Source organism: Actinomadura sp. WMMB 499, from assembly GCF_008824145.1.
Taxonomy (GTDB): domain Bacteria; phylum Actinomycetota; class Actinomycetes; order Streptosporangiales; family Streptosporangiaceae; genus Spirillospora.
Genome location: NZ_CP044407.1, coordinates 3848560 through 3872961 on the forward strand (window position 1 = coordinate 3848560; position 24402 = coordinate 3872961).

22 protein-coding genes are annotated in these 24402 nt (G+C 71.8%); 6 read left to right on the forward strand and 16 right to left on the reverse strand.

The genetic code is table 11. The features are described from left to right. Positions 1–59 precede the first annotated feature (59 nt). A complete protein-coding gene (locus F7P10_RS16755; protein WP_254716643.1) occupies positions 60–887 on the forward strand; it encodes a DMT family transporter in 828 nt (275 codons plus the stop codon). 60 nt (positions 888–947) lie between these two features. Continuing rightward, complete coding sequence (locus F7P10_RS16760) at positions 948–1355, forward strand: RidA family protein (RefSeq protein WP_151010192.1); 408 nt, start codon at positions 948–950, stop codon at positions 1353–1355. A gap of 34 nt (positions 1356–1389) precedes the next feature. Here F7P10_RS16760 and F7P10_RS16765 read toward each other — a convergent pair whose 3' ends face one another. Both F7P10_RS16765 and F7P10_RS16770 read right to left on the reverse strand, forming a co-directional pair. Beyond that, complete coding sequence (locus F7P10_RS16765) at positions 1390–2706, reverse strand: PH domain-containing protein (RefSeq protein WP_254716644.1); 1317 nt, start codon at positions 2704–2706, stop codon at positions 1390–1392. Between the two features lie 209 nt (positions 2707–2915). Continuing rightward, positions 2916–3542, reverse strand: a complete 627-nt coding sequence (locus F7P10_RS16770) for a PH domain-containing protein (RefSeq protein WP_151010194.1) — start codon at positions 3540–3542, stop codon at positions 2916–2918. A 78-nt stretch (positions 3543–3620) separates the two neighbouring features. Between F7P10_RS16770 and F7P10_RS16775 the strand changes: the two genes are divergently transcribed. Further along, on the forward strand, positions 3621–4781 hold the full coding sequence (locus F7P10_RS16775) for an NADH-quinone oxidoreductase subunit D (RefSeq protein WP_151010195.1): 1161 nt from the start codon (positions 3621–3623) through the stop codon (positions 4779–4781). A gap of 306 nt (positions 4782–5087) precedes the next feature. On the opposite strand, the gene F7P10_RS16780 is transcribed toward F7P10_RS16775, so the two are convergent. From F7P10_RS16780 to dacB, 11 genes are all read right to left on the reverse strand, one after another. Then, on the reverse strand, positions 5088–5564 hold the full coding sequence (locus tag F7P10_RS16780; RefSeq protein ID WP_151010196.1) for a DUF3180 domain-containing protein: 477 nt from the start codon (positions 5562–5564) through the stop codon (positions 5088–5090). Beyond that, positions 5561–6148: a 2-amino-4-hydroxy-6-hydroxymethyldihydropteridine diphosphokinase gene (gene folK / locus F7P10_RS16785; protein ID WP_151010197.1), complete on the reverse strand. Its 588-nt coding sequence runs from the start codon at positions 6146–6148 to the stop codon at positions 5561–5563. Before folK ends, F7P10_RS16780 begins: the two co-directional genes overlap by 4 nt. Further along, the gene (gene folB / locus F7P10_RS16790; protein ID WP_151010198.1) at positions 6145–6510 is read right to left on the reverse strand and encodes a dihydroneopterin aldolase; all 366 of its coding nucleotides are present in this window, start codon (positions 6508–6510) and stop codon (positions 6145–6147) included. The genes folK and folB overlap by 4 nt, the downstream gene beginning before the upstream one ends. Beyond that, positions 6507–6944 carry a nuclear transport factor 2 family protein gene (locus F7P10_RS16795; RefSeq protein WP_151010199.1) on the reverse strand — a complete coding sequence of 146 codons (438 nt, stop codon included), beginning with the start codon at positions 6942–6944 and terminating at the stop codon, positions 6507–6509. Before F7P10_RS16795 ends, folB begins: the two co-directional genes overlap by 4 nt. Beyond that, positions 6941–7828, reverse strand: coding sequence for a dihydropteroate synthase (folP, locus tag F7P10_RS16800; RefSeq protein WP_254716645.1), 888 nt, complete (start codon positions 7826–7828; stop codon positions 6941–6943). Before folP ends, F7P10_RS16795 begins: the two co-directional genes overlap by 4 nt. Before the next feature lie 155 nt (positions 7829–7983). Further along, entirely contained in the window at positions 7984–8598 is a 615-nt protein-coding gene (gene folE / locus F7P10_RS16805; protein ID WP_151010200.1) for a GTP cyclohydrolase I FolE, read from the reverse strand. A 5-nt stretch (positions 8599–8603) separates the two neighbouring features. Beyond that, the gene (gene ftsH, locus F7P10_RS16810) at positions 8604–10622 is read right to left on the reverse strand and encodes an ATP-dependent zinc metalloprotease FtsH (protein WP_151010201.1); all 2019 of its coding nucleotides are present in this window, start codon (positions 10620–10622) and stop codon (positions 8604–8606) included. Positions 10623–10945: 323 nt separating this feature from the next. Beyond that, on the reverse strand, positions 10946–11509 hold the full coding sequence (gene hpt, locus F7P10_RS16815; protein WP_151010202.1) for a hypoxanthine phosphoribosyltransferase: 564 nt from the start codon (positions 11507–11509) through the stop codon (positions 10946–10948). Between the two features lie 80 nt (positions 11510–11589). Next, entirely contained in the window at positions 11590–12528 is a 939-nt protein-coding gene (gene tilS / locus F7P10_RS16820; RefSeq protein WP_254716773.1) for a tRNA lysidine(34) synthetase TilS, read from the reverse strand. Positions 12529–12780: 252 nt separating this feature from the next. Beyond that, the gene (locus F7P10_RS16825) at positions 12781–13893 is read right to left on the reverse strand and encodes a zinc-dependent metalloprotease (protein WP_151018096.1); all 1113 of its coding nucleotides are present in this window, start codon (positions 13891–13893) and stop codon (positions 12781–12783) included. A gap of 169 nt (positions 13894–14062) precedes the next feature. Next, a complete protein-coding gene (gene dacB / locus F7P10_RS16830; RefSeq protein WP_254716646.1) occupies positions 14063–15367 on the reverse strand; it encodes a D-alanyl-D-alanine carboxypeptidase/D-alanyl-D-alanine-endopeptidase in 1305 nt (434 codons plus the stop codon). 221 nt (positions 15368–15588) lie between these two features. On the opposite strand from dacB, the gene F7P10_RS16835 reads away from it, so the two are divergent. Then, positions 15589–16080, forward strand: coding sequence for an inorganic diphosphatase (locus F7P10_RS16835; RefSeq protein WP_151010205.1), 492 nt, complete (start codon positions 15589–15591; stop codon positions 16078–16080). Between the two features lie 164 nt (positions 16081–16244). On the opposite strand, the gene F7P10_RS16840 is transcribed toward F7P10_RS16835, so the two are convergent. After that, positions 16245–17516, reverse strand: coding sequence for an NlpC/P60 family protein (locus F7P10_RS16840; protein ID WP_254716647.1), 1272 nt, complete (start codon positions 17514–17516; stop codon positions 16245–16247). 126 nt (positions 17517–17642) lie between these two features. Next, entirely contained in the window at positions 17643–19001 is a 1359-nt protein-coding gene (locus tag F7P10_RS16845; RefSeq protein ID WP_151010206.1) for an RNA polymerase sigma factor, read from the reverse strand. Between the two features lie 198 nt (positions 19002–19199). Between F7P10_RS16845 and F7P10_RS16850 the strand changes: the two genes are divergently transcribed. Next, a complete protein-coding gene (locus tag F7P10_RS16850) occupies positions 19200–19802 on the forward strand; it encodes a MerR family transcriptional regulator (RefSeq protein ID WP_151010207.1) in 603 nt (200 codons plus the stop codon). Continuing rightward, on the forward strand, positions 19799–22186 hold the full coding sequence (locus F7P10_RS16855) for a VIT domain-containing protein (RefSeq protein WP_151010208.1): 2388 nt from the start codon (positions 19799–19801) through the stop codon (positions 22184–22186). The genes F7P10_RS16850 and F7P10_RS16855 overlap by 4 nt, the downstream gene beginning before the upstream one ends. A 761-nt stretch (positions 22187–22947) precedes the next feature. On the opposite strand, the gene F7P10_RS16860 is transcribed toward F7P10_RS16855, so the two are convergent. Then, complete coding sequence (locus tag F7P10_RS16860; protein WP_254716648.1) at positions 22948–24378, reverse strand: MFS transporter; 1431 nt, start codon at positions 24376–24378, stop codon at positions 22948–22950. Between the last annotated feature and the right edge of the window lie 24 nt (positions 24379–24402).

Below are 24402 nucleotides of genomic sequence, written 5' to 3' on the forward strand. Positions count from 1 at the left end.
GTCTGGGATGGGGGCTGCTAGGGGTCACGGCGTTCTCGTTCACCCTTCCGTTCACCCGCGTGGCGGTCGCGGACGGCGGGATGTCCCCGCTGTTCGCCGGCTCCGGCCGCGCGGTCGTCGCCGCGTGCCTCGCCGCCGCCGCGCTCGCGATCACGAGGCAGCGGCCGCCGCGGGGCGTCCAGTGGGTCCGGGTGGCGGTCGTCGCCGGCGGGGTCGTCGCCGGCTTCCCGCTCCTGACGTCGTTCGCGCTGACCACGGCACCCGCGAGCCACGGGGCCGTCGTGATCGCGCTGCTGCCCGCGGCGACCGCGGTGGCCGCCGTGCTCCGCGCGCACGAACGCCAGCCGAAATCCTTCTGGATCACCGCGGCCGTCGGCGCGGTCGCCGCGGTGGGGTTCGCGTCGTCGCAGGGCGACGGGTTCGGCGGCCCGCACCCGTCCGACCTGCTGCTGTTCGGGGCCGTGGTGGCCGCCGCGATCGGCTACGCGGAGGGCGGCCTCCTCGCCCGCGAACTCGGCGCCTGGCAGACCGTCTCGTGGGCGCTCGTGCTCTCCGCGCCCCCGATGCTCCTCGCCACCGTCTCAACGCTGGCCCGGCAGCCCGCGACCGGCGGCCCGGCCGAGTGGGCCGCGTTCGCGTACCTCGGGATCGTGAGCATGTTCCTCGGATTCTTCGCCTGGTATCGCGGCCTGGCGATCGGCCCGATGGCGCGGGTCGGCCAGGTCCAGCTCGTCCAGCCCGTGATGACCATCGGCTGGGCCGTCCTGTTCCTGGACGAGCGGGTCGCCCGGCCCACCGTCCTCGGCGGCGTCGCCGTGATCGCCTGCGCGGCCGCCGCCGTCCGCACCCGCCGGGGACGGCGAACGGCGCCCGGAAAACCCAGGTGAAAGCCGGGGGAGCCTGAGATGATCGCGGCGTTCCCGGTCACCTCGCCAAGGAGTGCGCCCATGGCCCGTGCCGTCAGCCTGATCCGTTCCGCGTCGCTCTCGGACGTCGCCGAGTACGCCTACGCGGCCACCGCGCCCGCCGAAGCCCGGCTGATCTTCCTCGCGGGGTCGTGCCCGCTGAACGCGGACGGCACCACCGCGGCGATCGGCGACTACGCGGGGCAGGCGGCGCGCTGCGTCGAGAACCTGCGGACCGCGCTGGCGGACGCCGGCGCCTCGCTCCAGGACGTCATCAGCACCAGGGTCCTGGTCGCCTCGACCCGTCAGCAGGACCTGGTGGCGTCCTGGGAGGTCGTCCGCGACGCGTTCGGCGACCACGACGTGCCCAGCACCCTGATGGGCGTCACCGTGCTCGGCTATGCCGACCAGCTCGTGGAGGTCGAAGCCGTCGCGGCGGTCCTCGACTGACGGGGGGCGGGGCGCCGTCCGGGTCCGGGCGGGGTCAGCGGGCGGCCCAGTGGGAGGGATCGCCCGCGGTCCTGCGCGCCGCCCGGGCCCTGCGCGCCGTGGACTCGACGATCGCGCGGGCCTCGCCCAGGTCGCGGTCGGCGGCGGCGACATGGACCGACCCCGGTGGCGCGTCCACGTGGACGGTCGCCAGCCCCAGGAGCCGCTGGAACGGGTTCACGGTCAGACGGACGCTCTGCGCGCGCGCGTGGGCGATCACGTCCGTGCGCCGGCAGGGCCACCCGTGCCGCGTCACGAACACGACGTCGTCGGTTCCCGCTCCGTCCGGACGGTCGATCGACATGGCCTTCGAGGACGCCGGCAGGAGCGGGACGGCGTCCACGTGCGTCCCCGGGAACACCTGCGAGACCAGATGCATGGCGACCTGGCGCGGGGCCACCGGCAGCAGCGTCGAGGACAGGGCCTGCCGCTCGCCCGCGTACCCCGCCACCGTGATCTCGACGCGGACCCAGCCGAGGCTCCGCCAGATCGACGGCTCGACGATGCCGACGGCCTGCACGCGGCCGGGCGGGAGCGTCTGCATGCGGGTCTCGAGCAACCCGTACCTGAGTCGGATCCCGTCCGGTGACATGGCGACACGGAAGTTCGCGTACATCACCAGGGGAGCGACCACGGCGCGGAGCAGGCCGAGCAGGATCGGCACCGTGACGGCCAGGATGCCGCCCTCCGTGTACACCACCATGAACACCAGGGAGCCCAGGAACAGCACGATCGTCCCGATGACGGGCCACCGCAGGAAGAGGGACGAGAAGAGCGCGCCGAAGGGGACGCGCCACACGTGCCGTTCGGGGGCCTCCGGGGTGTGCCCGGGCAGACCGGCGGCGAGGGCGAGGAGTTCGGCGCGCAACTGCTGGGCGGAGTTCCGCCCCAGGTAGCGCAGCGCGATCTCGCTCTGCTCGCCGCCCGCCAGCTCCACCCGCACCTCGGCGAGGGCGAACACGCGGGTGACCAGCGGACGGACGAGGTCGACGGCCTGGATCCGCGACAGCGGGATGCGGCGCTTGCGCTTGCGCAGCAGGCCCGTCTCCACGACCAGGTCGTCGCCGTCCACCCGGAAGCGCAGCGCCAGCCAGGCCCACAGTCCGCTGCCGACCGCGATCGCGGCCACCGGCACCGACACGATCAGGAACCTCGCGATCACCTCGGGGGTGAGGGCGAGAACGATGCCGTCCTCGGTCTGGGTCAGCAGGAGCGGGAAGCCGAGCAGGACGAAGTAGACGATCAGGAACACGAACGCGCGTAGCGGCGCGGTCGCCCAGTGCAGCCTGTGGGTGCCTTCCGAGAACCGCACCGGGGGCGGGTGCATCGGATGGTACGGCGGTCTGGGCGGACCGTAAGGCGGCCCCTGGTACGGCCCAGGCGGCCCATAGGGAGGACGCGGAGGGCCGTAAGGCCCGTACGGCCCCGGAGGGCCGTAGGGCCCGGGACGTCCCTGCGGACCAGGCGGGCCGTTGGGCCCGTACGGGCCGGGGGCACCGGGCGGCGGGCCGTAGGGGCCGTTCACAGGCCCATGCTCCTCTCCTCGCCCTTGTGCGCCAGCCGGTCGCGCAGCAGCGCGGCGTCCGCCGCGGGCAGGCCGGGGACGGTCGCGTCCGTGGCGGCCGCCGCGGTGTGCATGCGGACGGTCGCGATGCCCATCCACCGCTCCAGCAGCCCCGCCGTCACGTCGACGAACTGCATCCGGCCGTAGGGCACGACGATGAGGCGCTTGACGAACACTCCGTGCGTCACGATGAGATCGTCCGCACGTTCGGCGTAGCCGAAGGAGCGGCGGTCGAGTTCCGCCACGATGCCGACGACGACCGCCGCCAGGAAGACCGCGGACACCCACATGGCCGCGGGCGCCAGGCCACCGTCCCGCCCCAGCAGGAAGACGCCCAGCGCGCCCACCGGTACCGCCCACAGCACGGCCCGCAGCGTCCGCTGCCACGTGTGGCGCCGGGAAATGGCCCACCACTTCAGGCCGCCGCCGGGCGCGAACGCCTCGTCCGGACGGTACTGGGGCGGTGCGGCGACCGCTCCGGGAGGCGGGCCGGGTCCGTCCACCGGCGCCGACCGGCCGGGCGCCGGGCTCGGCGGCGGCTGCGCGGCGGGGTCGTACGGCTGTCCGCCGTGGTTCGGATTCATCGGACCCTAGTCAACCGGAAACGGGCATCGGCCGCCATGGGAGCATGGCACGGTGACCGGAGCGGCGGAGACGCGACCATGACCACCGAACGGATCGTCGGGATCGGTGCGGGCTCGAACTCCTTGGGCAAGGAGCTCGCCACCGAGGACATGACCCTCAACATCGGGCCGCAGCACCCGTCCACGCACGGCGTGCTCCGGCTACGGCTGACCCTGGACGGCGAGCGGATCTCCGCCGCCGAACCCATCATCGGGTACATGCACCGGGGCGCGGAGAAACTGTTCGAGGTCCGCGACTTCCGGCAGATCATCGTGCTGGCCAACCGGCACGACTGGCTGTCGGCGTTCTCCAGCGAGCTCGGCGTCGTCCTGGCGGTGGAACGCATGCTGGGGATGGAGGTCCCGGTACGGGCCGTCTGGGCCAGGACGCTCCTCGCAGAGCTGAACCGCGTTCTCAACCACCTCATGTTCCTTGGGTCCTACCCCTTGGAGGTGGGTGCGATGACGCCCCTCTTCTACGCGTTCCGGGAGCGGGAGGAACTGCAGCGGGTGATGGAGGAGGTCTCCGGCGGCCGCATGCACTACATGTTCAACCGTGTGGGCGGCCTGAAGGACGACCTGCCCGCCGGCTGGACGGGACGTGCGCGCCACGCGATCTCGGTCGTGCGGGGACGGATGAGCGACATCGCCGATCTCATCATGGGCAACGAGATCTTCCGCGCGCGCACACGGGGCGTGGGTGTGCTCACGAGGGAACAGATCCTGCAGTACGGCGTTTCCGGCCCGATCGCACGCGCGTCCGGGGTGGACTTCGACCTTCGCCGGGACGAACCGTACCTCGCGTACGGGGACTTGGACGTCCGTGTCGTCACCCGCTCGGAGGGGGACGCTCTGGCGCGTTTCGAGTGCCTCCTCGACCAGGTGTACGCGTCGCTGGACCTCGCCGACGCCTGCCTGGACAGGCTCGCCGAACTGCCCAAAGGCCCGATCAACCAGCGCCTGCCCAAGGTCCTGAAGGTGCCCGAGGGCCACACGTACGCGTGGACGGAGAACCCGCTCGGCATCAACGGCTACTACCTGGTGTCGCGCGGGGAGAAGACGCCGTGGCGGCTGAAGCTGCGCTCCGCGTCGTTCAACAACGTGCAGGTGCTCGCCGAACTGCTTCCCGGGAACCTCGTCGCCGACATGATCGCGATCCTCGGCTCGACGTTCTTCGTGGTCGGCGACATCGACAAGTGACCGACCTCCAAAGGACGGAACCGCACGGCCTTCGGGCGCTGCGCGCCCTCCGGCCGCGCGCGAGCGCGCCCCCGGCGCACCCCAACCCCGGACCCCGCGCGTTTCGGCCGCACGCGAGCGCGCCCCCGGCGCACCCCGACCCGGACCCCGCGCGCCCTCTGGCCGCGCGAGCGCGCCCCCGGCGCACCCCAACCGGACCCCGCGCGCCAGGGCACGACCCCAAGCGCTGCGCGCGCTTGGGGCGGGCCTGATCGTCGTGGCCGGTGAGGGCGCGGCTCCAGGGGGTGCCCCTGGAGCCGGGCGCCCTCAGGCGCGGGAGGCGCCGTTGCGGCGCTCGTCCTCGTCGTCCGGCCCGCCGGGCACCCGGCACGCGTACTCGAGGAAGTAGGCGGCGCCCACCAGGACGGCGGCGGCGAGGAAGGTCGCGCCGCTCGCGAAGAAGTCGTGCCGCGGCGTCGGCTTGTCGAGGGCGTCGACGACGCTGATCGCGAACCCGCCGAACACGCCCGCGATCACCGTCGCGGCGTAGGCGCTGGCCTTTCCGAGGGCGGCCAGCCGCGCGACGGCCATCGGCTCGACCGGGCGCGTGCCCGGCTTGCGGCGGATGCGGCGCAGCACGTTGAAGCCGCTTACGCCTTCGGCGGCGGCCAGCAGCAGCAGCGTCGGCACCGTGGTCCAGGGCACGGGCGGCAGCGCGAGGTAGGCCGTGCGCAGGACGGCCCAGGTGATCACCGCGACGACGACCAGGAGGCCGATGAGGAAGCGCGGGCGCGACGGTTTCATGCAGGCTGCTGCAGGGTCAGGTCAGTCCGGCGGTGCACGGCCGAGGGGCCGCCCTCCGCGACCTTCGCCTCGGCCAGGTCGCCGACGCGGCCGTGCCCGGGCAGCAGCACGTCCGGCTCGATGTCGGCCCAGGGGACGAGGACGAACGCGCGCTCGTGCGCGCGCGGGTGCGGGAGCGTCAGATCGGGGTCGTCCGAGACGACGTCACCGAAGACCACGATGTCGATGTCGAGCGTGCGCGGCCCCCACCGGACCTCCCTGACCCGCTGCATCGAGTTCTCGATGTTGAGCACGCGTTCCAGCAGCGTTTCCGGGGGGAGCCGGGTGTCGGCCACGAGGACGACGTTGAGGTAGTCGTCCTGGGGCGGGATGCTCTCGCCAGGGGGAGCGTACGGAGCGGTCTCGTACACCGGGGAGAACGCGACGAAGTCGAGTCCGGGCGCGTCGAACAGCGCGTCCACGGCCTCCTGGATGTTGTCCAGGCGGTCGCCGAGGTTGCTGCCGAGGGAGAACACGGCCCGGTGGTGGACGAGCATGTGCCCGCCGGTGGCGGTGCGGTCGGGCATGCGGTCGGGCGCGGTCATGGGCGACTCCTCTGGATCTTCACGGCCACGTCCGTGAAGGGGTGCGGCACCGGGGCGTTCGGCTTGTGGACGGTGATCTCGACCTCTGAGACCGCCGCGTCTTCCAGACATATCTTCGCCAGCCGGTCGGCCAGCGTTTCGATGAGGTCGACGGGCTCGCCCCCGACCGCCGCGACCAGCCGGTCGGCCAGGGACCCGTAGTCGACGGTGAGCGACAGGTCGTCCCCCGCCGCCGCCGGGCGGGTGTCCAGGCCGAGGACGGCGTCGACCACGAACTCCTGCCCGAGTTCGCGTTCCGCCGGGAGGCAGCCGTGCCTGCCCCTGACCCGCAGGCCGCGCAGTTCGATGCGGTCGAGACTCATTCTTCCTCTGTATCAGCGACGTTCAGCACGGGCGAACCATGGTGGAGCAGAAGCCGCCACTCTTCCTCGACCCGTACGAACACGTTCGTCGCGACGATGCTTCCCCCTGCGAGGAACCCGGTCTCGGTGTCGTCGTCGGCGGTGAGGACGTTCTCCTTGCAGGTGACCACCGCGTGGTCCCCGTACACGTCCGTCTCGACGTCGGTCAGCACGAACTGGATGTAGGTGGTGTTGGCCATGATGAGGGCCCACGACCGCAGCACCTCCTCGCGTCCGCGCAGCATGGTCCAGCCGGGGTGGACGCAGGAGACGCCGGCCGCGTACGCACCGTCCGCCCAGACCGCCGACATGCGGTCGTAGTCGCCGGCCTCGAACGCGGCGTAGAACTCCGCGTGCACCTCGCCTACGTCCGCCCGGTTCACCGCAGCGCTCATGGCCGATCGCTCCTCGCGTCCGCACCCGTCCCCTCCGCCGCGCGCACGGCGGCCGCGATCCGGACGGCGTCGACGTTCGGCCGCACCCGGTGCACCCGGACGCACCAGCCGCCGGCCGCCGCGACGAGCGAGGTGACCGCGACCGTGGCGTCGTCGCATTCGCCGAACGGGCGCGGCGTCCCATCCGCGTCGGAGAGGAGCCTGCCTAGGAAACTCTTACGGGACGCCCCGACAAGAACGGGATAGCCCGTGCTCGTGAACGCGTCCAGATGGGCCAGCAAGGTCCAGTTGTGTCCCGCCGTGGGGTTCTTCGCGAAACCGAGACCCGGGTCCAGGATCACCTTGGCCGGGTCGAGCCCTTCCTCCAGGACGACCTCGACCCGCTTCAGCAGTTCGTCGCGTACCTCACGGACGACGTCCTGGTACACGGCTCGGGTCTGCATGTCGTGGCTGTGGCCGCGCCAGTGCATCACGACGTAGGGGATGCCCGCCCGGGCGACCACGCGGGGCATGTCGGGGTCGGCGAGGCCGCCGCTCACGTCGTTGACGATGCGGGCGCCCGCGCCGATCGCGGCCTCGGCGACCTCCGCGCGCATGGTGTCCACGCTGACCGGGACGCCCTCGGCGGTGAGCGCCTCGATGACGGGCACGACGCGGCGCAGCTCCTCCTCGCGGGACACGCGCTGCGCGCCCGGACGCGTCGACTCGCCGCCCACGTCCACGATGTCGGCGCCCTCGGCGACCAGGTTCAGCCCGTGGTGGATCGCCTTCTCGTGGTCGAACCAGGCGCCGCCGTCCGAGAAGGAGTCGGGGGTCACGTTGACCACCCCCATCACGAGGCACCGCCCCGGCGCGGGCAGGCCTGGAACGTCGACAGCGGTCATGTCATCAACCCTATGTCGTGCTCGCGTGGTTTCGATCTCGCCCTCCCGCGGGGTCACACGCGCCCCTCACGCACCTCCCCAACGCACCGGAACGGGCCTCAGCTCGCCGCTGAGGCCCGTTCCGGCGGTGGTGCGAACTCGGGGTGGGATCGAGGTCAGGAACGTCCCAGAATCAGGCTCATCGCCTCCGCACGCGTTTCGGCGTGGTCGCGGAAGTCGCCGCGGACGGCGGACGTCACCGTCCGCGCCCCCGGCTTGCGCACGCCGCGCATCGTCATGCACAGGTGCTCGGCCTCGATCACCACGATGGCGCCGCGCGGCTCCAGCTCGGTCATGAGCGCGTCCGCGACCTGGCTCGTCAGGCGCTCCTGCACCTGCGGGCGGCGCGCGTACACGTCCACGAGCCGTGCCAGCTTCGACAGGCCCGTGATCTGCCCCTTCTCGTTCGGCGTGTACCCCACGTGGGCCATGCCGTGGAACGGGACGAGGTGGTGCTCGCAGACGCTGTACACCTCGATGTCCTTCACCAGGACCATTTCCTCATGGCCGGCGTCGAACACCGTCGTGAGCACGTCCGCGGGGCGCTGCCGGAGACCGGCGAACTGTTCGGCGTACGCGCGCGCGACCCGCGCGGGGGTGTCGCGGAGCCCGTCGCGATCGGGGTTCTCCCCGATCGCGAACAGGATCTCGCGCACCGCCTTCTCGATCCTGCCCTGATCGAACCCGGGGGGCGCGTCGGGCAGGGGCGTGTCCTCGAACGGATCGGTCAACGGTGTCAGCCTTCGCCCTTGAGCGGGTCGGTCGTCTCCGGGCTCGGCACACCGCTCTGCCCGTTGCCCTGGACGTTCCCCTTGGTGAGGTCGGTGACCTCCTGGGGGCCGAGCAGGGCGAGCTCCTTGGCCGTCTGGATGGGCGGCCGGTCCGACGGGAGGCGCTTGCCGTAGCCGGTGTAGGAGTTCTGGTGCGGCCGCTTCTGGATCGGCGCGAAGATCGCCAGCACCTGCTCCTTGGAGAGGGTCTCCTTCTCCATCAGGTTCACGACGAGCTCGTCCAGGACGTCCCGGTACTCGGTGAGGATCTCCCAGGCGGTGTCGTGGGCCGTCTCGATGTAGCGGCGGACCTCGTCGTCGATCGCGGACGCGATGTCCTCGGAGTAGTCCCGCTCGTGGCCCATGTCGCGGCCCAGGAAGACCTCGCCCTGGCCCGACCCGAACTTGCGTGCGCCCAGACGCTCGCTCATGCCGTACTCGGTCACCATGTTGCGCGCGATCGAGCTGGCCTTCTCGATGTCGTTGGACGCGCCGGTCGTGGGCTCGTGGAACACGAGCTCCTCGGCCGTGCGGCCGCCCAGCAGCATCGCGAGCTGGTCGGTCATCTCCGAGCGCGTCGTGAGGAACTTGTCCTCCATCGGCAGGGTCATGGTGTAGCCCAGGGCCCGGCCGCGGGGCAGGATCGTCACCTTGTGCACCGGGTCGGAGTTCGGCAGCGCGTGCGCCACCAGCGCGTGCCCGCCCTCGTGGTAGGCGATGATCTTCTTTTCCTTGTCCGACATCACCCGGGTCTTGCGCTCCGGCCCGGCCATGACGCGATCGATGGACTCCTCGAGGGTGTCCATGTCGATCAGCTTGCGGTCGAACCGCGCGGTCAGCAGCGCCGCCTCGTTGATCACGTTGGACAGGTCGGCGCCGGTGAACCCGGGGGTGCGCCGCGCGATGACGTCCAGGTCGACGTCCGGGGCGAACGGCTTGCCGCGGCCGTGCACCCGCAGGATGCCCTTGCGGCCCTCCAGGTCCGGACGGTCGACGGTGACCTGGCGGTCGAAGCGGCCGGGACGCAGCAGGGCCGGGTCCAGGATGTCGGGACGGTTCGTGGCGGCGATCAGGATGACGCCGCCCTTGACGTCGAAGCCGTCCATCTCGACGAGCAGCTGGTTCAGGGTCTGCTCGCGCTCGTCGTGGCCGCCGCCGAGGCCCGCGCCGCGGTGCCGTCCGACGGCGTCGATCTCGTCGATGAAGATGATCGAGGGGGCGTTCGTCTTGGCCTGCTCGAACAGGTCGCGGACGCGGGAGGCGCCGACGCCGACGAACATCTCGACGAAGTCCGACCCGGAGATCGAGTAGAAGGGCACGCCCGCCTCACCGGCCACGGCGCGCGCGAGCAGCGTCTTACCGGTGCCGGGCGGGCCGTACAGCAGGACGCCCTTGGGGATCTTCGCGCCGATCGACTGGAACTTCGCCGGGTTCTGCAGGAAGTCCTTGATCTCCTCGAGTTCCTCGAGGGCCTCCTCCGCACCGGCGACGTCGGCGAACGTCGTCTTCGGGGTGTCCTTGGTGATGAGCTTGGCCTTCGACTTGCCGAAGTTCATCACCCGCGAGCCGCCGCCCTGCATCTGGTTCATGATGAACAGGAAGATCAGCACGATGATGACGATCGGCAAGAGGCTGAACAGCAGGCTGACGAACATGCTCTGCTGCGGGACCTCGATGTCGTAGCCGCCCGGCATGGTGCCGGAGGCGGCCTGCTTCTGCAGCTGGTTCTGGAGCTCGAGCCCCTGGCCGCTGACCCAGGAAGCCTGCTGCTGTTCACCGCTCTTGAGCGTGATCTCGATCCGCTGATCCTTGTCGATGATCTTTGCGGACTTCACCTTGCCCTGGGCGATCTGCTGGACCACCTGGGAGGTGTCGACCTTCTCGTACGAGCGGCCGGGGTTGACGCCCCACATGACGAGGGCGATCAAGAGGCCGAACAGCAGGATCCACAGCAGCGGCCCGCGAAAGTAGCGCTTCACGTCCATTTATCCGGTTACCCCTTCGGGGCCCGTCCCTCCTGACCAACGTCTGTGTGCGTTCCTCGCCCGCCCCGGAGGGCGGACGCCACTGCGACCAACGACGGTCCCGCCGTGGCTTCGGACCACCCTGGTGGTCCCCCTTCTACGGCTCCCCGGCCTTGAGGGGCCCGGGACATCGACGGTACACCGCTGGGCGCAGGAGACGCAGCCGGCGCTGTCTCCTGGCCCTTTGCCTATACCCGTCAACGACCTTTGCAACGATCCGTCACGGCCGCTTGTTCCCCGACGTCTCGTTCATGCCGGTTCTCCCGGCCGTCTCCGGCCGCTGATCAGCTTTCGCCGCCGCCGTAGACGTGGGGCGCGAGCGTCCCCACGAACGGAAGGTTGCGGTACCGCTCCGCGTAGTCGAGCCCGTATCCGATGACGAACTCGTTCGGGATGTCGAAGCCGATGTACTTCACGTCCAGTTCGGCCTGGACCGCCTCCGGCTTGCGCAGCAGCGCGCAGATCTCCAGGGACGCCGGCCCGCGCGAACGCAGGTTGCTGACCAGCCACGACAGCGTCAGCCCCGAGTCGACGATGTCCTCCACGATCAGGACGTGACGGTCGAGGATGTCGGTGTCCAGGTCCTTGAGGATCCGCACGACGCCGGACGACTTCGTGCCGGACCCGTACGACGACACCGCCATCCAGTCCATCGACGCCGGCGTGTGCAGCTCCCGCGCCAGGTCCGCCATGATCATGACGGCGCCCTTGAGGACCCCCACCAGGAGCAGGTCGCGGCCCGCGTAGTCGGCGTCGATCTGCCCGGCGAGCTCCCGCACCTTGGCCTGGAGGTCGGCCTCCGGGATCAGCACCTTCGCCAGGTCGTCGCCCAGATCCTTCTCGTCCACAACACCACCCTCATCGTCGTGATCGCGTCCGCCCGGCGGAACGCCGGCGGGACGGACGCCGCGCCGCGGCGAACCGGGCGTCAGGCCGGGCCGAAAAGCAGCCTCCCATACCGCCTGGAGGCCTTCAGCCCCCCGGGCAGGTCGACGTGCCGCTGACCGCGCCAGGCCGTGACCAGCCGATCCACCTCATCGACATGGACCGCCGCGAGCGTACCCGGTGGGCTGCCCGCTTTGACCGCGGCCGTCCGCAATACCCGCGTCCGGACGGCCCTGGGCAGGTCCGCGAGCCCGTCCAGGCGCACGGCCACGCCGCCCCCCTCGTCGGGAACGTCCAAGTCCGCGTAGGCGCGTGCGGCCAGATCGTCCAGGACGTCCGCGTCCTCGCGCAGCATGCGTCCCGTGCGCGCCAGGGCCTCCGTGACCCCGGGCCCCAGCGCCGCCTCCAGGGCGGGCAGCGCTTCGTTCCTCACGCGTACGCGCGTGTAGGCGGGGTTGTCGTTGTGAGGGTCGTCCCACGGTTCCAGGCCCATCGCCAGACAGGCCCGGCGCGTGGTCGCCCGATCCAGGTCGAGCAGGGGACGCAGGTAGCGGACGTCCCGGCCGTCCTTGGCGGCACGACGGGTGAACTCGGGCGGCATGCCGGACAGCGAGCGCGCGCCCGACCCGCGCGCCAGCCCGAGCAGCACGGTCTCGGCCTGGTCGTTCAGGGTGTGTCCCAGGAGAACCGCGGCGGTGTCCAGGCGTCGTGCCGCATCGTCCAACGCCGTGTACCGGGCGTCACGAGCCGCGTTCTCCATCCCGCCCCGCGTACCCACGGTGACGGCGATGGACCCGACCGGGTCCAGCCCGAGATCGGCGAGCGTCCGCACCACGGCGTCCGCGCGCGCGCCGGATCCTTCTTGCAGGCCGTGATCGATCGTCACGGCCCCGGCCGGGATGCCCAGCCTCGGCGCGACGAAGGCGAGCGCCCCCGCGAGCGCCAGCGAGTCCGCGCCTCCGCTGCACGCGGCGAGCACCATGCCGCGCGCCGCACCGCCGGACGGTCCGACCGCCGGACGGCTCGCCGGACCGCTCGACGGACCGTCCGACCGGCTGCCGGACGAGTCGGCCGCCGGGGCGCCGGTCGGGTGGCTCGGGTCGCTCGCCGGGGCGCCCGTCCGTCCGGCCGCCGCTCCGCCCGGCCGTCCCTCGGGCCCTCCCGGCGGCGGCAGGTCGGCCAGCATCCGCCGCACCGCGAGACGGACCGCCGCCACGGCCGGATCAGGACCCACTCAAGCCTCGTTCGCCTCCGGCGGAACGGCGTCGATGGCACGCGGGCCGACGACGCGCGCGATCCACAGCTCGGGCTCCTTGATCTCCACGTGCGTCGGCAGGCTCTCCGGCGAGTCCCACACCTTGTTGAAGCCGCTCATGCCGACCTCGGTGACGACCCGCCGGACGAACCGCGACCCCTCCGCGTACTGCTTCATCTTCAGGTCGAGGCCGAGGAGCCGCCGGATCGTCTTGTCCATCCGGTTGCCGCCCTCGCGCCGCCCCTGGAAGCGCGACCGGATCTGCTGCACCGACGGCACGACCTCCGGGCCGACCGCGTCCATGACGTAGTCGCCGTGCCCCTCGGCGAGCGTCATCACGGCGGTCAGCCGGTCGAGGATCTCGCGCTGCTCGGGGCTCTGGATGGCGTCGATGAGGTTGGAGTCCCCGCCCCGGACGGCGTCCGCGACGGCCTCGGCCGCGTCCTTGATCCGGTCCAGCATCGCGCCCGGATCCAGATCGGACGCCAGGAGGAACTGGGTCATCTGGCTCTGCACGTACTCGCGCAGCCAGGGCACCGCGGTGAACTGCGCACGGTGCGTCTCCTCGTGCAGGCAGACCCACAGGCGGAAGTCGCGCGGGTCCACACGGAGTTCTTGCTCCACGTGGACGATGTTGGGCGCGACGAGCGTGAGCCGCCCGGTCGGAGCGCGCCCGTCCGGGTCGGGCGGGAGGAAGAGCTCGTACTGCCCGAGCACACGGCTCGCCATGTACGAGAGGATCGCGCCGACCTGCATGCCGGTGACGCGCGACCCGACCGCGTCCACGACCAGGTTGCCCGCGCCGCCGAGCGGCCCCGGTCCGCGCCGTTCCGACATCTGCTCCATGAGCGGTTCGAGCACCACCCGGAAGCCGTCCACGTTCGCCCGGATCCAGCCGGGCCGGTCCACGATCGTCGCCGGGTCGGGATCGAGTTCGGAGGCCATGCCGGTGAACTCCCGCACGTGCCCGTGCGCCAGCTTGGACAGTTCGCGCAGTTCCGCCACGACCTCACGGGCCTCCGCGTGGCTGACCTGCGGCCCCGGGCGGACGAGCCGGGTCCCCGCCTGGACCGCCACATTCCAGTCGATCATTGAGGCGCTCATGTACTCCACCGTACGTTTCGACGCGGCGCCGCAGCGCCTCTGCACGGTCGTTCAACGAACAACCGTTCTGGTTATCTCCCGTGGCGCTCTCCCCACACGCGGAAGGCCGCGGTTCAGCGGCCGCGACGGACGGCCCCGGCGGCCGCGACGCATGGCCTCAGCAGCCGCAGCGCGCGACCTCCGCGGCCAGCCGGTCGAGCGTCAGCGGGTTCACGTAGCCCTTGCCGTCCCCCAGCATGAACGCGAACGCCAGCAACCGGCCGTCCGCGTCGCGCACGAGCCCGGCAAGGGTGCTGACGCCCGCGAGCGTCCCCGTCTTGGCCCGGACGAGCCCGGCACCGGCCCGGCTGGCCTGCCCGGTGTACCGGGGCGGGCCGAGCGTGCCCGAGAAACCGGCCACCGGCATGCCGGTGATCGTGGGGCGCAGGTCCGGGTGCTCCTCGTCGGCGGCGAGCGAGACGATCCGGGCGAGCGCGATCGGCGTGATGCGGTTCTTCGGCGACAGCCCGCTGCCGTCGTTGACCGTGACGCCCTCGCCGACACCGAGTTCGGCCAAGACCTGGTGAACCGCCTGTGCGGCCCCTTGGAACGACGCAGGAAGCCCCCGCTTCATCGCCACCTGGCGCGCGACGGCTTCCGCCACGTCGTTGTCGCTCTCGGTCAGCAGGTACTCCACGAGCACCGACATCGGGGGCGACTGCACCGCCCCCAACTCCTCCGCGTCCTCCGGCGCCGTGGTCTTGCGCCCTGCCTTGGCCGACACTCCGTTCTTGGAAAGCAGCTGTGCGAACTTCGCCGCCGCTACGGCCGCCGGGTCCGGGACCCTCGCGCGCTTGGTCGGGTCCTGCGGAGCGACCTTCCCTCTGTCCACGGTCAGGGCCGACACAGGGGCGACCTCGCCGTCGGGTATGTAGTTGGGCTTCCAGGTGGGCGCGGCTCCTGGTCCCTGGTACGCGGACACGTCGTAGTCCACTTGGACCTGCGCGACCCCAGCCTTCTTGAGCGACTCCGCGGTCTGCCTGGCCAGGTCGACCATGGAGGCGAACCGCGGAGAATCCTCGTCCGGACTCGCCCGAAGCGCGGTCAGGGTAGGATCCCCGCCTCCGACCAGTACGATCACGCCGCCCGCACCGCGCACCACCCGGGTGGCGATCCGGTGCTCGGGCCCGACGGAGGCGAGCGCGGCCGCGCCCGTCGCCAGCTTCGTCGTCGAGGCGGGCGTGGCCGGTCGGTCGCCGCCGTGCTGGAACAGCGTCCGCCCGGTCGCGACGTCGACCACGACGGCGCCGATCTCGGCGCCCCGTCCGATCGCCCCGGCCAGCCGTCCGGCCAGGGCGGCGGCGTCCGGCATGCGGCCCGTGCCCGGCTCGGCGGCGTGGACCTCGGCCGAGACCCGCACGACGTCCCGCGCCGCCACGCTCGGCGGCTGCGGCGACAGATGCCGGGGCGGTGTGAGTTTCACCACTGCGAACGCCGCGCCGACGGCGAAAACGTTAAGGAGGGACAGTGACAACAAGACGAGGGCACGACCCCGTCCGGACACGTCGCCACCCCTCTCCCACTCAGCACTCACCAACGTGCGACATCCTTATATAAGGGAACACCCACACCGTGGGGGCCGGCCTCGCCCGCACAGACCCCCGAAAGACTATTCACTGCGACGCGCAGGGAGCGGAGGACACCTTGGATTTCGACGTCACCATTGAGATCCCGAAGGGTCAGCGGAACAAGTACGAGATCGACCACGAGACCGGTCGCATCCGCCTCGACCGCATGCTCTTCACCTCGACGCAGTACCCCGCCGACTACGGGTTCATCGACGACACCCTCGGCGAGGACGGCGACCCCCTGGACGCGCTCGTCCTGCTGCAGGAGCCGACCTTCCCGGGGTGTCTCATCCGGTGCCGCGCCGTCGGGATGTTCCGGATGACCGACGAGGCCGGTGGTGACGACAAGGTCCTGTGCGTCCCGGCGACCGACCCCCGGATGGAGCACCTGCGCGACATCCACCACGTCGCCGAGTTCGACCGCCTCGAGATCCAGCACTTCTTCGAGGTCTACAAGGACCTGGAGCCCGGCAAGTCCGTCGAGGGCGCCAGCTGGACCGGACGGGTCGAGGCCGAGGCCGAGATCGAGCGTTCCCGCAAGCGCGCGGTGGAGCAGGGCGAGCACTGAGCCTCGCCGCTGGCACGGGAGCCGCCGGACGGCGCGATCCGCTCCCCGCCGTCACCTCCGCCACCGACCTCCCCGCCGTCCATGCGACACGGCCGGCCGCTCACGAGGACCCTTCCGCGGGGAAGCCCCGCGGAAGGGTCCTCGCATCGATGCTCCCGGCCCGTTCACCCGGACGGACGGGTCGCGCCGATGAGGTCGCCCCGGTGGATGCTCGAAACGCGCACCCGCGCCCCCGTGTACGGCGCCTCCACCATTCGACCGTCGCCGATGTAGATGCCGACGTGGTGGATGGTGTCCGGGTCTGACGTGTCGCGGGCGAAGAACACGAGGTCGCCCCGGTGCAGTTCGCCCAGAGGGATGTGGGGGCCGGACGTCCACTGCGTTCCCGTCCAGTGGTCGAGCCGTACACCCGCCTTGTCCCAGGCGTACATCGCGAGGCCCGAGCAGTCGAAGCCGCGGATGCCGGAGCCGTGCTCGACCCCCAGGCTCGGACCGTGCACAGTGCCGCCGCCCCACGAGTAGGGCGTCCCGAGCCACTTGAGGGCCGCACGCGCCGCGACGCCACCCCGCGCGGAGGACGTCCCGTCTGAGAAGGTTCCGCTTGTACCTGCGGGCGCGGAACTCGCCTTCTGGGCCGCTGCCTCCGCCAACGCACGCTCCCGCGCGCGCTTGAGTTCGGCCACACGCAGCTCGGCCTCCCCCAGACGGTGTTCCAGTTCGCGCTTGCGGGCCTCGATGCGTTCGACGGACGACTGCTGCTCCCTCACCGCGTCCTGCGCGCGCCGCCTGGATTCGTCCGCGCGGCGGGCCGCCGCGGCCTGCTCGTCCAGCGCCTTCCGCGCCTGGCGCCGGAGCAGATCCTCGACGGTCCTGGACGCCTCGACCCGGCGGACCATCCCGGCCCGGCGCTCGGCGAGCATCCTGGCCATGACCGCCCGGTCCATGAATCCCTGGGGTCCGCCGTCTCCCGCCACCACCGACGCCAGGCTGTCCCGCCCGGTGCCGTCCCGGTACATGCGCGCCGCGAACGACGCGAGATCCGTCCGTGCGGCGCCGAGTCCCCGCCCCGCCTCGGCCAGCCGCCGCTGCGCGTCCCCGTGGGCCCGGCGGGCGCGTTCCAGCAGCACGCGTTCGCGGTGGTACCGCTCCACGGCGGCCTGCGCGTCCCCGACGAGCCTGTGCAGCTCACCGTCGGCCTCGGCCAGTTCGGCCTTCGTCCGGCCGACCGCGGCGGCCCGTTCCCGGGCCTCCTGCCGGCCCTGCTCGACGTCCCGGGCGCTGGGCGCGGGGTCCGCCGGCGGGCGGGCCGCTGAGGCCGGAACCAGCCACGTCATGCCGACCGCGAGCCCGAACGAGAGAGCGGTGAGCCGCGGTCCGGTCGCTCTGCCCCGCGGGGAACGGCCGCGGCCCCGCACTGCGCACATGATCACGCTCACCCCCCGAAGAGTGCGTCACTGCGCGAGCATCTGATCACGAAGCGTAGTTCGATTGATCATCGAGGGACAGTTCCCACACAGCGTTGCGGCCGACCGATTCTCCGGTCGGCGCCAACCGGTCGGGCGTCACCCGGCCGGTGCGGGGGGCTGCCCGGTCGCGGGCGGGGACGTCGGCGCGTCCGTCGGTGACGGCGCCGGTGACGTGACGGGCGGGCTCCCACCGGACGGCGGCGGCTTCGACGCCGGCGGCGCGGACGGGGACGTTCCCGGCGGCACCACGGGGACGTGCGGAGGAGGCCGCGTCGACGTGCCTGCCGATCCATCTGCCGATCGGCCTGCGGCCGTCCCCTCGCCGGAGCCCGGAAGCCCGGGCGTGCCGGCCTCGGCCAAGGACCGAGGAGTCGTTCCCGGCGCACCTGGGAGTGCGGGCGTGAACGGTCCTTGCACCGGGTCGACCCCGTCCCCGGACCCGAAGGCGTCATCCGGGCCGGGCGCCTCCTGGTCGCCCCCTGGACGCGGGCTGGAGTTCGGGCCCACGACCGTGTCGGCTCGCTTCGCGTCCCGGCCACCGACCTCGACGGACGCCCAAACGGCTCCTCCGCCACCGAGGACGACGAGGGCGGCGCCGGCCAGCGTGGCCCGTCTCCACCCCGCACGCGGCGAGGCCGCACAGGGTGAGTGCCGGTCTCCCTGGACGGGAAAGCCCGCGGCGAAGGTGTCGATGCCCTTCGCGACGAACAGGCGGTAGCCGACGAGTTCGGGATCCGTGAAGCAGCTCACCACCCGCAATTGGAGCTCGTCCGGTGGGGTGACGACCGGCAGGAGACTGAAAACCTTGGACGCCGACACTGTCCGGGGACGGAACGCGCCGCATCGCGCGCACCGTTCCGCATGCCCGAACAACCGGGAGTCCACGTCCGCCCCACTGCTTCTTTCCTTCAGCAGCAGGGCGCGTTCCGCACACCCGTAGGGTCCTTGCCCCTCGAGCATCTCCGCCGTCAGGGCATGTTCGAGTTCCGTGTGCGCGCGATCCAGTTCCGCTTGCACATGCCCGGGCGCGAGGCCGAACACCACCGCCAGTTCCGGGATCGACAACCCATGCCGCACATGCAGATCCAGAACGTCCTGAGAGAGCGGTGAAAGGGCCTGTACGGCATTCCAGGAGACGATCCTTTGATCGACATCCTCCTGGTCGTGGGTCGCCACCGGCGGATCGGGCGCACGCCCCTCCGACGGCGGACGGCGCGCGCACTGCAGGCGCGCAATGGCGTACAGCCACGGCCCGAACAGTCCGGGGTCGCGGAGTTTGCCGACGTGCGCTTCCGCCGCGATGAAAGTGTCGCGCAGAGCGACCTGAGCGTCGTCCCGGGCCTGCGTCCGGAACCAGCAGTAGGCATAGAGCCGATCAGCGTAGGCACTGTAGACCGAGGCCGGCGCGTCCGGTTTCCGCACCCGCAGCGCCTCGACCAGTTCTTGGTCGTCCATGACTGAAAGGTAGGGGCTCCCAGGCCCTTTTACCGGCAAATTCACAAGATCGGACACGTTCCCGAACTCATTCGACGACCATTACTCCCCGGTTTCACTTTTACGAAAGAAGTACCAATTGATCCAGTTTGTCCAGTCGTCGCAGCCGCCTCAGAGATCGAGTTGACACTGTCACGATGACAGTGTCATCATCGTTCCATGGACGGCACCTGGACGATCGGCGAGCTGGCGGACCGCGCCGCGGCGGCACTCGCCGCCGACGACGCGCCGCCGGTCAACGGCCGGGTCCGCGACCTGCCGAACGCGCGGCTGATCCGCTGGTACACCACCATCGGCCTCGTCGATCCCCCGCTGGGCCGGCGCGGCCGCACCGCCCTCTACGGCCGCCGGCACCTGCTCCAGCTCGTCGCGGTGAAGCGCCGCCAGGCGGACGGCCGTTCGATCGCCGAGATCCAGCTGGAACTCTCGGCCGCCACCGACCAGGCGCTGGAACGGATCGCCGCGCTGCCGGCCGAGGGCGAGCCCCGGACGCGGGAGCGCTTCTGGAGCGAACGCCCCGACATCTCCCACCGCCCCGACATCTCCCACCGGCCCGCCACCGTCACGGGCTACCGCGAGCCCCGCCCGCCGGTCGTCCAAGGCGTCCGCCTCGCCCCGGACCTCACCCTCCTGCTGGACGTGCACACCCTGACCGACGCCGACATCACCGCCATCGAGTCGGCCGCCCGGCCGCTCCTGGAGGAACTACACCGCCGCGGCCTCATCGCCGATGCCGCCGCCCCTCCCCGGAGGTCCCAGTGACAGTGCGAATCCACGAACTGCCCGACTCGCCGCAAGACCGCCACGACGGCGGAATCGGCGCACTCCGCACCGACAGGGGCAATCTGCCGCTCGACAGTGTCGACGTGCACGCGGCGATCACCGGCCCGGTCGCGGGCGTCGACCTCACCCAGGGTTTCCACAACCCGTTCGACGTGCCGCTCGAGGCGACCTACATCTTCCCCCTCCCCGACCGCGCGGCCGTCACCGCGCTGCGGATGGAGACGGCGGGCCGGGTCGTCGAGGGGACCCTGAAGGAGCGCGGGCAGGCCAGGCAGGACTACGACGCCGCGATCGCCTCCGGCAGGAGAGCCGCGATCGCCGAGGAAGACCGCCCCGACGTCTTCACCATGCGGGTCGGCAACATCCCGCCCGGCGAGCACGTCACGATCAGGCTCCGGCTGAACCAGCCCCTCGCCCGCGACTCCGCCACCGGCTCGACCTTCCGCTTCCCGCTCGTGGTGGCTCCCCGCTACATCCCGGGCGCGCCCCTGGACGACGAACGCGCCGGATCCGGGACGTCCGACGACACCGACGCCGTCCCCGACGCCTCCCGGATCAGCCCGCCGGTCCTCCTGCCCGGCTTCCCCAACCCGGTCCGCCTGTCCATCCACGTCGACATCGACCCCGCGGGCCTGCCGCTCACCGAGATCGGTTCGTCCCTGCACGTGGTGTCCGAAGAGAACGAGCACGAACGCACGACCGTCCGGCTGCGACCGGGAGAACGCCTCGACCGCGACTTCGTCCTCCGTCTCCGCTACGCCGAACGGGAAAGCGCGTCCCTGGCCCTCACCCCCGACGAGGAGGGCGAGGAGGGCACGTTCACCCTCACCGTGCTCCCTTCCGGTGAGGCCCGGCCCCGCCCGCGCGACATCGTGCTCATCCTCGACCGCTCCGGCAGCATGCAAGGCTGGAAGATCGTCGCCGCCCGCCGGGCCGCCGCCCGCATCATCGACACCCTCCGCACCGAGGACAGGTTCGCCGTCCTGTCCTTCGACAACGTCGTCGAGCGCCCCCGCGGCCTCGATCCGCTCGCCCCGGGCACCGACCGCAACCGGTTCCGCGCCGTCGAGCACCTCGCCCGCCTCGAGGCCCGCGGCGGCACCGAGATGCTCGCACCGCTCGTCGAGGGCCGCACCCTGCTCGACGATCCCGCCCGCGACCGCGTCCTGGTCCTCATCACCGACGGCCAGGTCGGCAACGAGGACCAGATCCTCGCCCGGCTCGGCCCGGAGCTCCGGGACGTCCGGGTGCACACCGTCGGCATCGACCGGGCCGTCAACGCCGGCTTCCTCAACCGGCTCGCCGACCTCGGCGGGGGCCGCTGCGAACTGGTCGAGTCCGAGGACCGGCTGGACGAGGCCATGGAAGACCTCCACAACCGCATCGCCGCCCCGATCGCCACCGGGCTCCGCCTCTCCGGCGATCTGGACGTCGACTCGGTGGCCCCCGCCCGCCTCGGCTCCCTCTTCCCCGGCGTCCCCCTCGTGATCTCGGGCCGCTACCGCGGCACCGGATCCCTCGGCGTCCACGGCACCACGGCCGATGGCGAAGCGTGGCAGCAGCGGCCCGACGCCGTCGGCACCACCGACCGCGCCGCGACGGCCCTGTGGGCCCGCGCGCACCTGCGAGACCTGGAAGACCGCTACACCATCGGCGAGGACCTGGAGAAACGCATCGTCGAGACCTCCCTGCGCTTCGGTGTCCTCTGCCGCTTCACCGCGTTCGTCGCCGTCGACACCCGTGTCGCCACCACCGGCGAACCGCACAGGGTCGTCCAGCCGGTCGAGTCGCCATCGGGCTGGGGGCGCGATGACCTCGACGTCCCCGACTTCCTCAGCGCGGGACCGGCCGGCCCGCAGGCCTACGGTGGAATGCCGGCACGTGGATTTCCGGCACCCGGTGGAATGCCGGCACCTGCGGGAGTGCCGGTGCCGCCACCGATGCCACCACCCGCACCGATGTCGCCGCCCGCAGGCACGCCCCCGGTCCCGGCCCCGAGGCCCGCCACCGGCCCGCGGCCCGAAGGCCTCACGCGACGCGCTGCGTTCGCCCGCGCACGTCCGTCCACCTCGCCCAAGAACGAGATCACCGAGGTGCTCGACCGTCTGCGCGCCGTCCCCGACACCCACCCTGACCGGCTCGCGCACCTCCGCAAGCAACTCCTCCCGGCACTGGACGCGATCATCGCGCACATGGAGGCACGATCCGAGGACCCCACCCCGCTGACCGCACTCCGCGACGACCTGCGCGCACTCACCTCGACCTCGTCCGAAGACGACGTCCGAACCCTCTGGACCCGAGCCGTCCAGACCCTGTCCGACCTCACCCCACGACGCCCCTTCTGGAAGCGAGGCCGCTCGTAACGGGACTCCCGCTTGACCTCCTCCCCCGTCTGGATCGTCGCAGCACCGCGTCTTGCTCAGGGCCGGTACGCCATCCCACCGGGGCGCTCAATCCGCAGAAAACCGCAACAACGCGCCCACCGGCGCCGCCAAACGGTCGCGGCACCTGCGGATCGGGCGCCCTCCGCACCGCCCCCGGCCGGGCCTGGGCGGCTACCCGCCGTCGGGCCGGGTTGCAGACGTCCGGCTGGGGGTGGGCGTTGCGATGACCCCGCGCCGAGGCCACCACGTCCGGCCCCGGTAGCCGTCCGTCCTGGAGTCGGGCAGCAAACGCCCGACCGGGCTCAGTCGGCAGACGCCCGCACGGGCGGGACCGGGCGGCGGACGGTCCGCCGGCGCCCCGGCGGCAGACATCCGACTCGGCGCGGGGGTGCGACGAGCCGACGAGGACACCGCGTCCGCCCGGGCGGACCGCCTCGCTGCGACGAGACACCAACCGGAACCGGGCCTCCAACACCCGACCGGAGCCCGACCGACCCACACCCGGCCGGGAACAAGCGGCAAACGGTCCGCCGGGACTCGGCGGGCGGCGCCCGGACCGGGGGTGCGACGAGCCGACGCCGAGGACAACGCGTCCGCCCGGGCGGATCGTGTTGCCCCCGGGGAACGCCCCGACCGGAGTCGGTGCATGGCGGACGGGGCGTGTTCGCCGGGCATGCCATCGGCGCCGGGCGGCGCAGGTTCAGGCGGTGCGACGGAACCGCCTCGACACCGCTCCGGTGTCAGGTGCGCGCGGCTCGGGCGGCGCGGAACAGGGGGATCAGGTTGAGCGCGAGTCCGACGACCGCCACACCGCTGACGAGGTTCACGCCCGGGTGGAAACCGGCGAAGTCGCCGCCCTCGTGCGCGGCACCCGCGACGAGAGCCGTGACGACCGCGAGCACGAGGGCGGCGCCGACCTGTCCGGACGTCTGCACGAGGCCCGAGGCGAGTCCCTGCTCGGAGTCGTCGATGCCGTCCGTGGCCTGCCCCATGATCGAGCTGAACCCGAACGCGAAACCTCCGCCGAGCAGGATCATCGTCGGCAGCACGGTCACCGTGTAGTGCGGAGCGTCTCCGGCGGTCGCGAGGAACCAGACGTACCCGAGGCTCAGCGACGCCATCGAGCTGATGATCAGCGGAGCGGTCCCGAACCGGTCGATCAGGCGGCCGACGAAGGGGGAGCCGAAGGCCACGATGATCCCCGCCGGGAGGAGCCCGAGAGCCATCTCGAGCGGCGACCAGCCCAGCACGTCCTGCAGGTACAGCGTCATCATGAACTGGAAGCTCAGGTACGACCCGAACAGGGCGACGATGCTCAGGTTCGCGCGGACGATCGTGCCGATCCGCAGGATCCCGAGACGGACCAGCGGATGCCGGACGCGCTGCTCGGTGACGACGAACCCGACCAGCAGGGCCGCCGCCGCCACGATGGACACGACGGTGAGCGGGTCCAGCCAGCCGCGTTCGGGCGCCGACACCACGGTGTAGACGGCGAGCAGCATCCCGCCGGTCAGCGTCACCGCGCCGACGAGGTCGTGCCCGCCGCCCGCCGCCGGCCGGTCGCGGGGGAGCAGCGCGATGCCCGCGACGAGTGCCAGCAGGGCGAGCGGAACCGGGGTCAGGAACGTCCAGCGCCAGCCGAGGCCGGTCAGCAGCCCGCCGAGGATCAGCCCCGACGAGTACCCGCTGGCGCCGAACACCGAGAAGACCGACAGCGCCCGGTTGCGCGCGGGCCCCTCATGGAAGGTGGTGGTCAGGATCGACAGTGCGGTCGGTGCGGTGAACGCGGCGGCGAGGCCCTTGACGAAACGGGTGACGATGAGCAGCGCTCCGTTGTCGACCAGGCCGCCCACCAGTGACGCGACGGCGAAGACGGCCAGCGCGATGAGGAAGACCCGGCGACGGCCCAGCAGATCGGCCGTCCGTCCGCCGAGCAGCAGAAGACCCCCGTATCCGAGCACGTAACCGTTCACGATCCACTGCAGGGACGTGGTGGAAAGCCCGAGCTCGGCACCGATCGACGGCAGCGCCACGCCGACCATCGAGACGTCGAGCCCGTCGAGGAACAGCACGAGGCACAGCACGCCGAGGACGCCCCACAACCGGGGAGTCCAGGTCTGTTCGACCGGTGCGCGGGCAGCGGAGGCAGGTGGTGTGTCGGTGATAGTCACGCCGAAGGACAGTACATGCACATG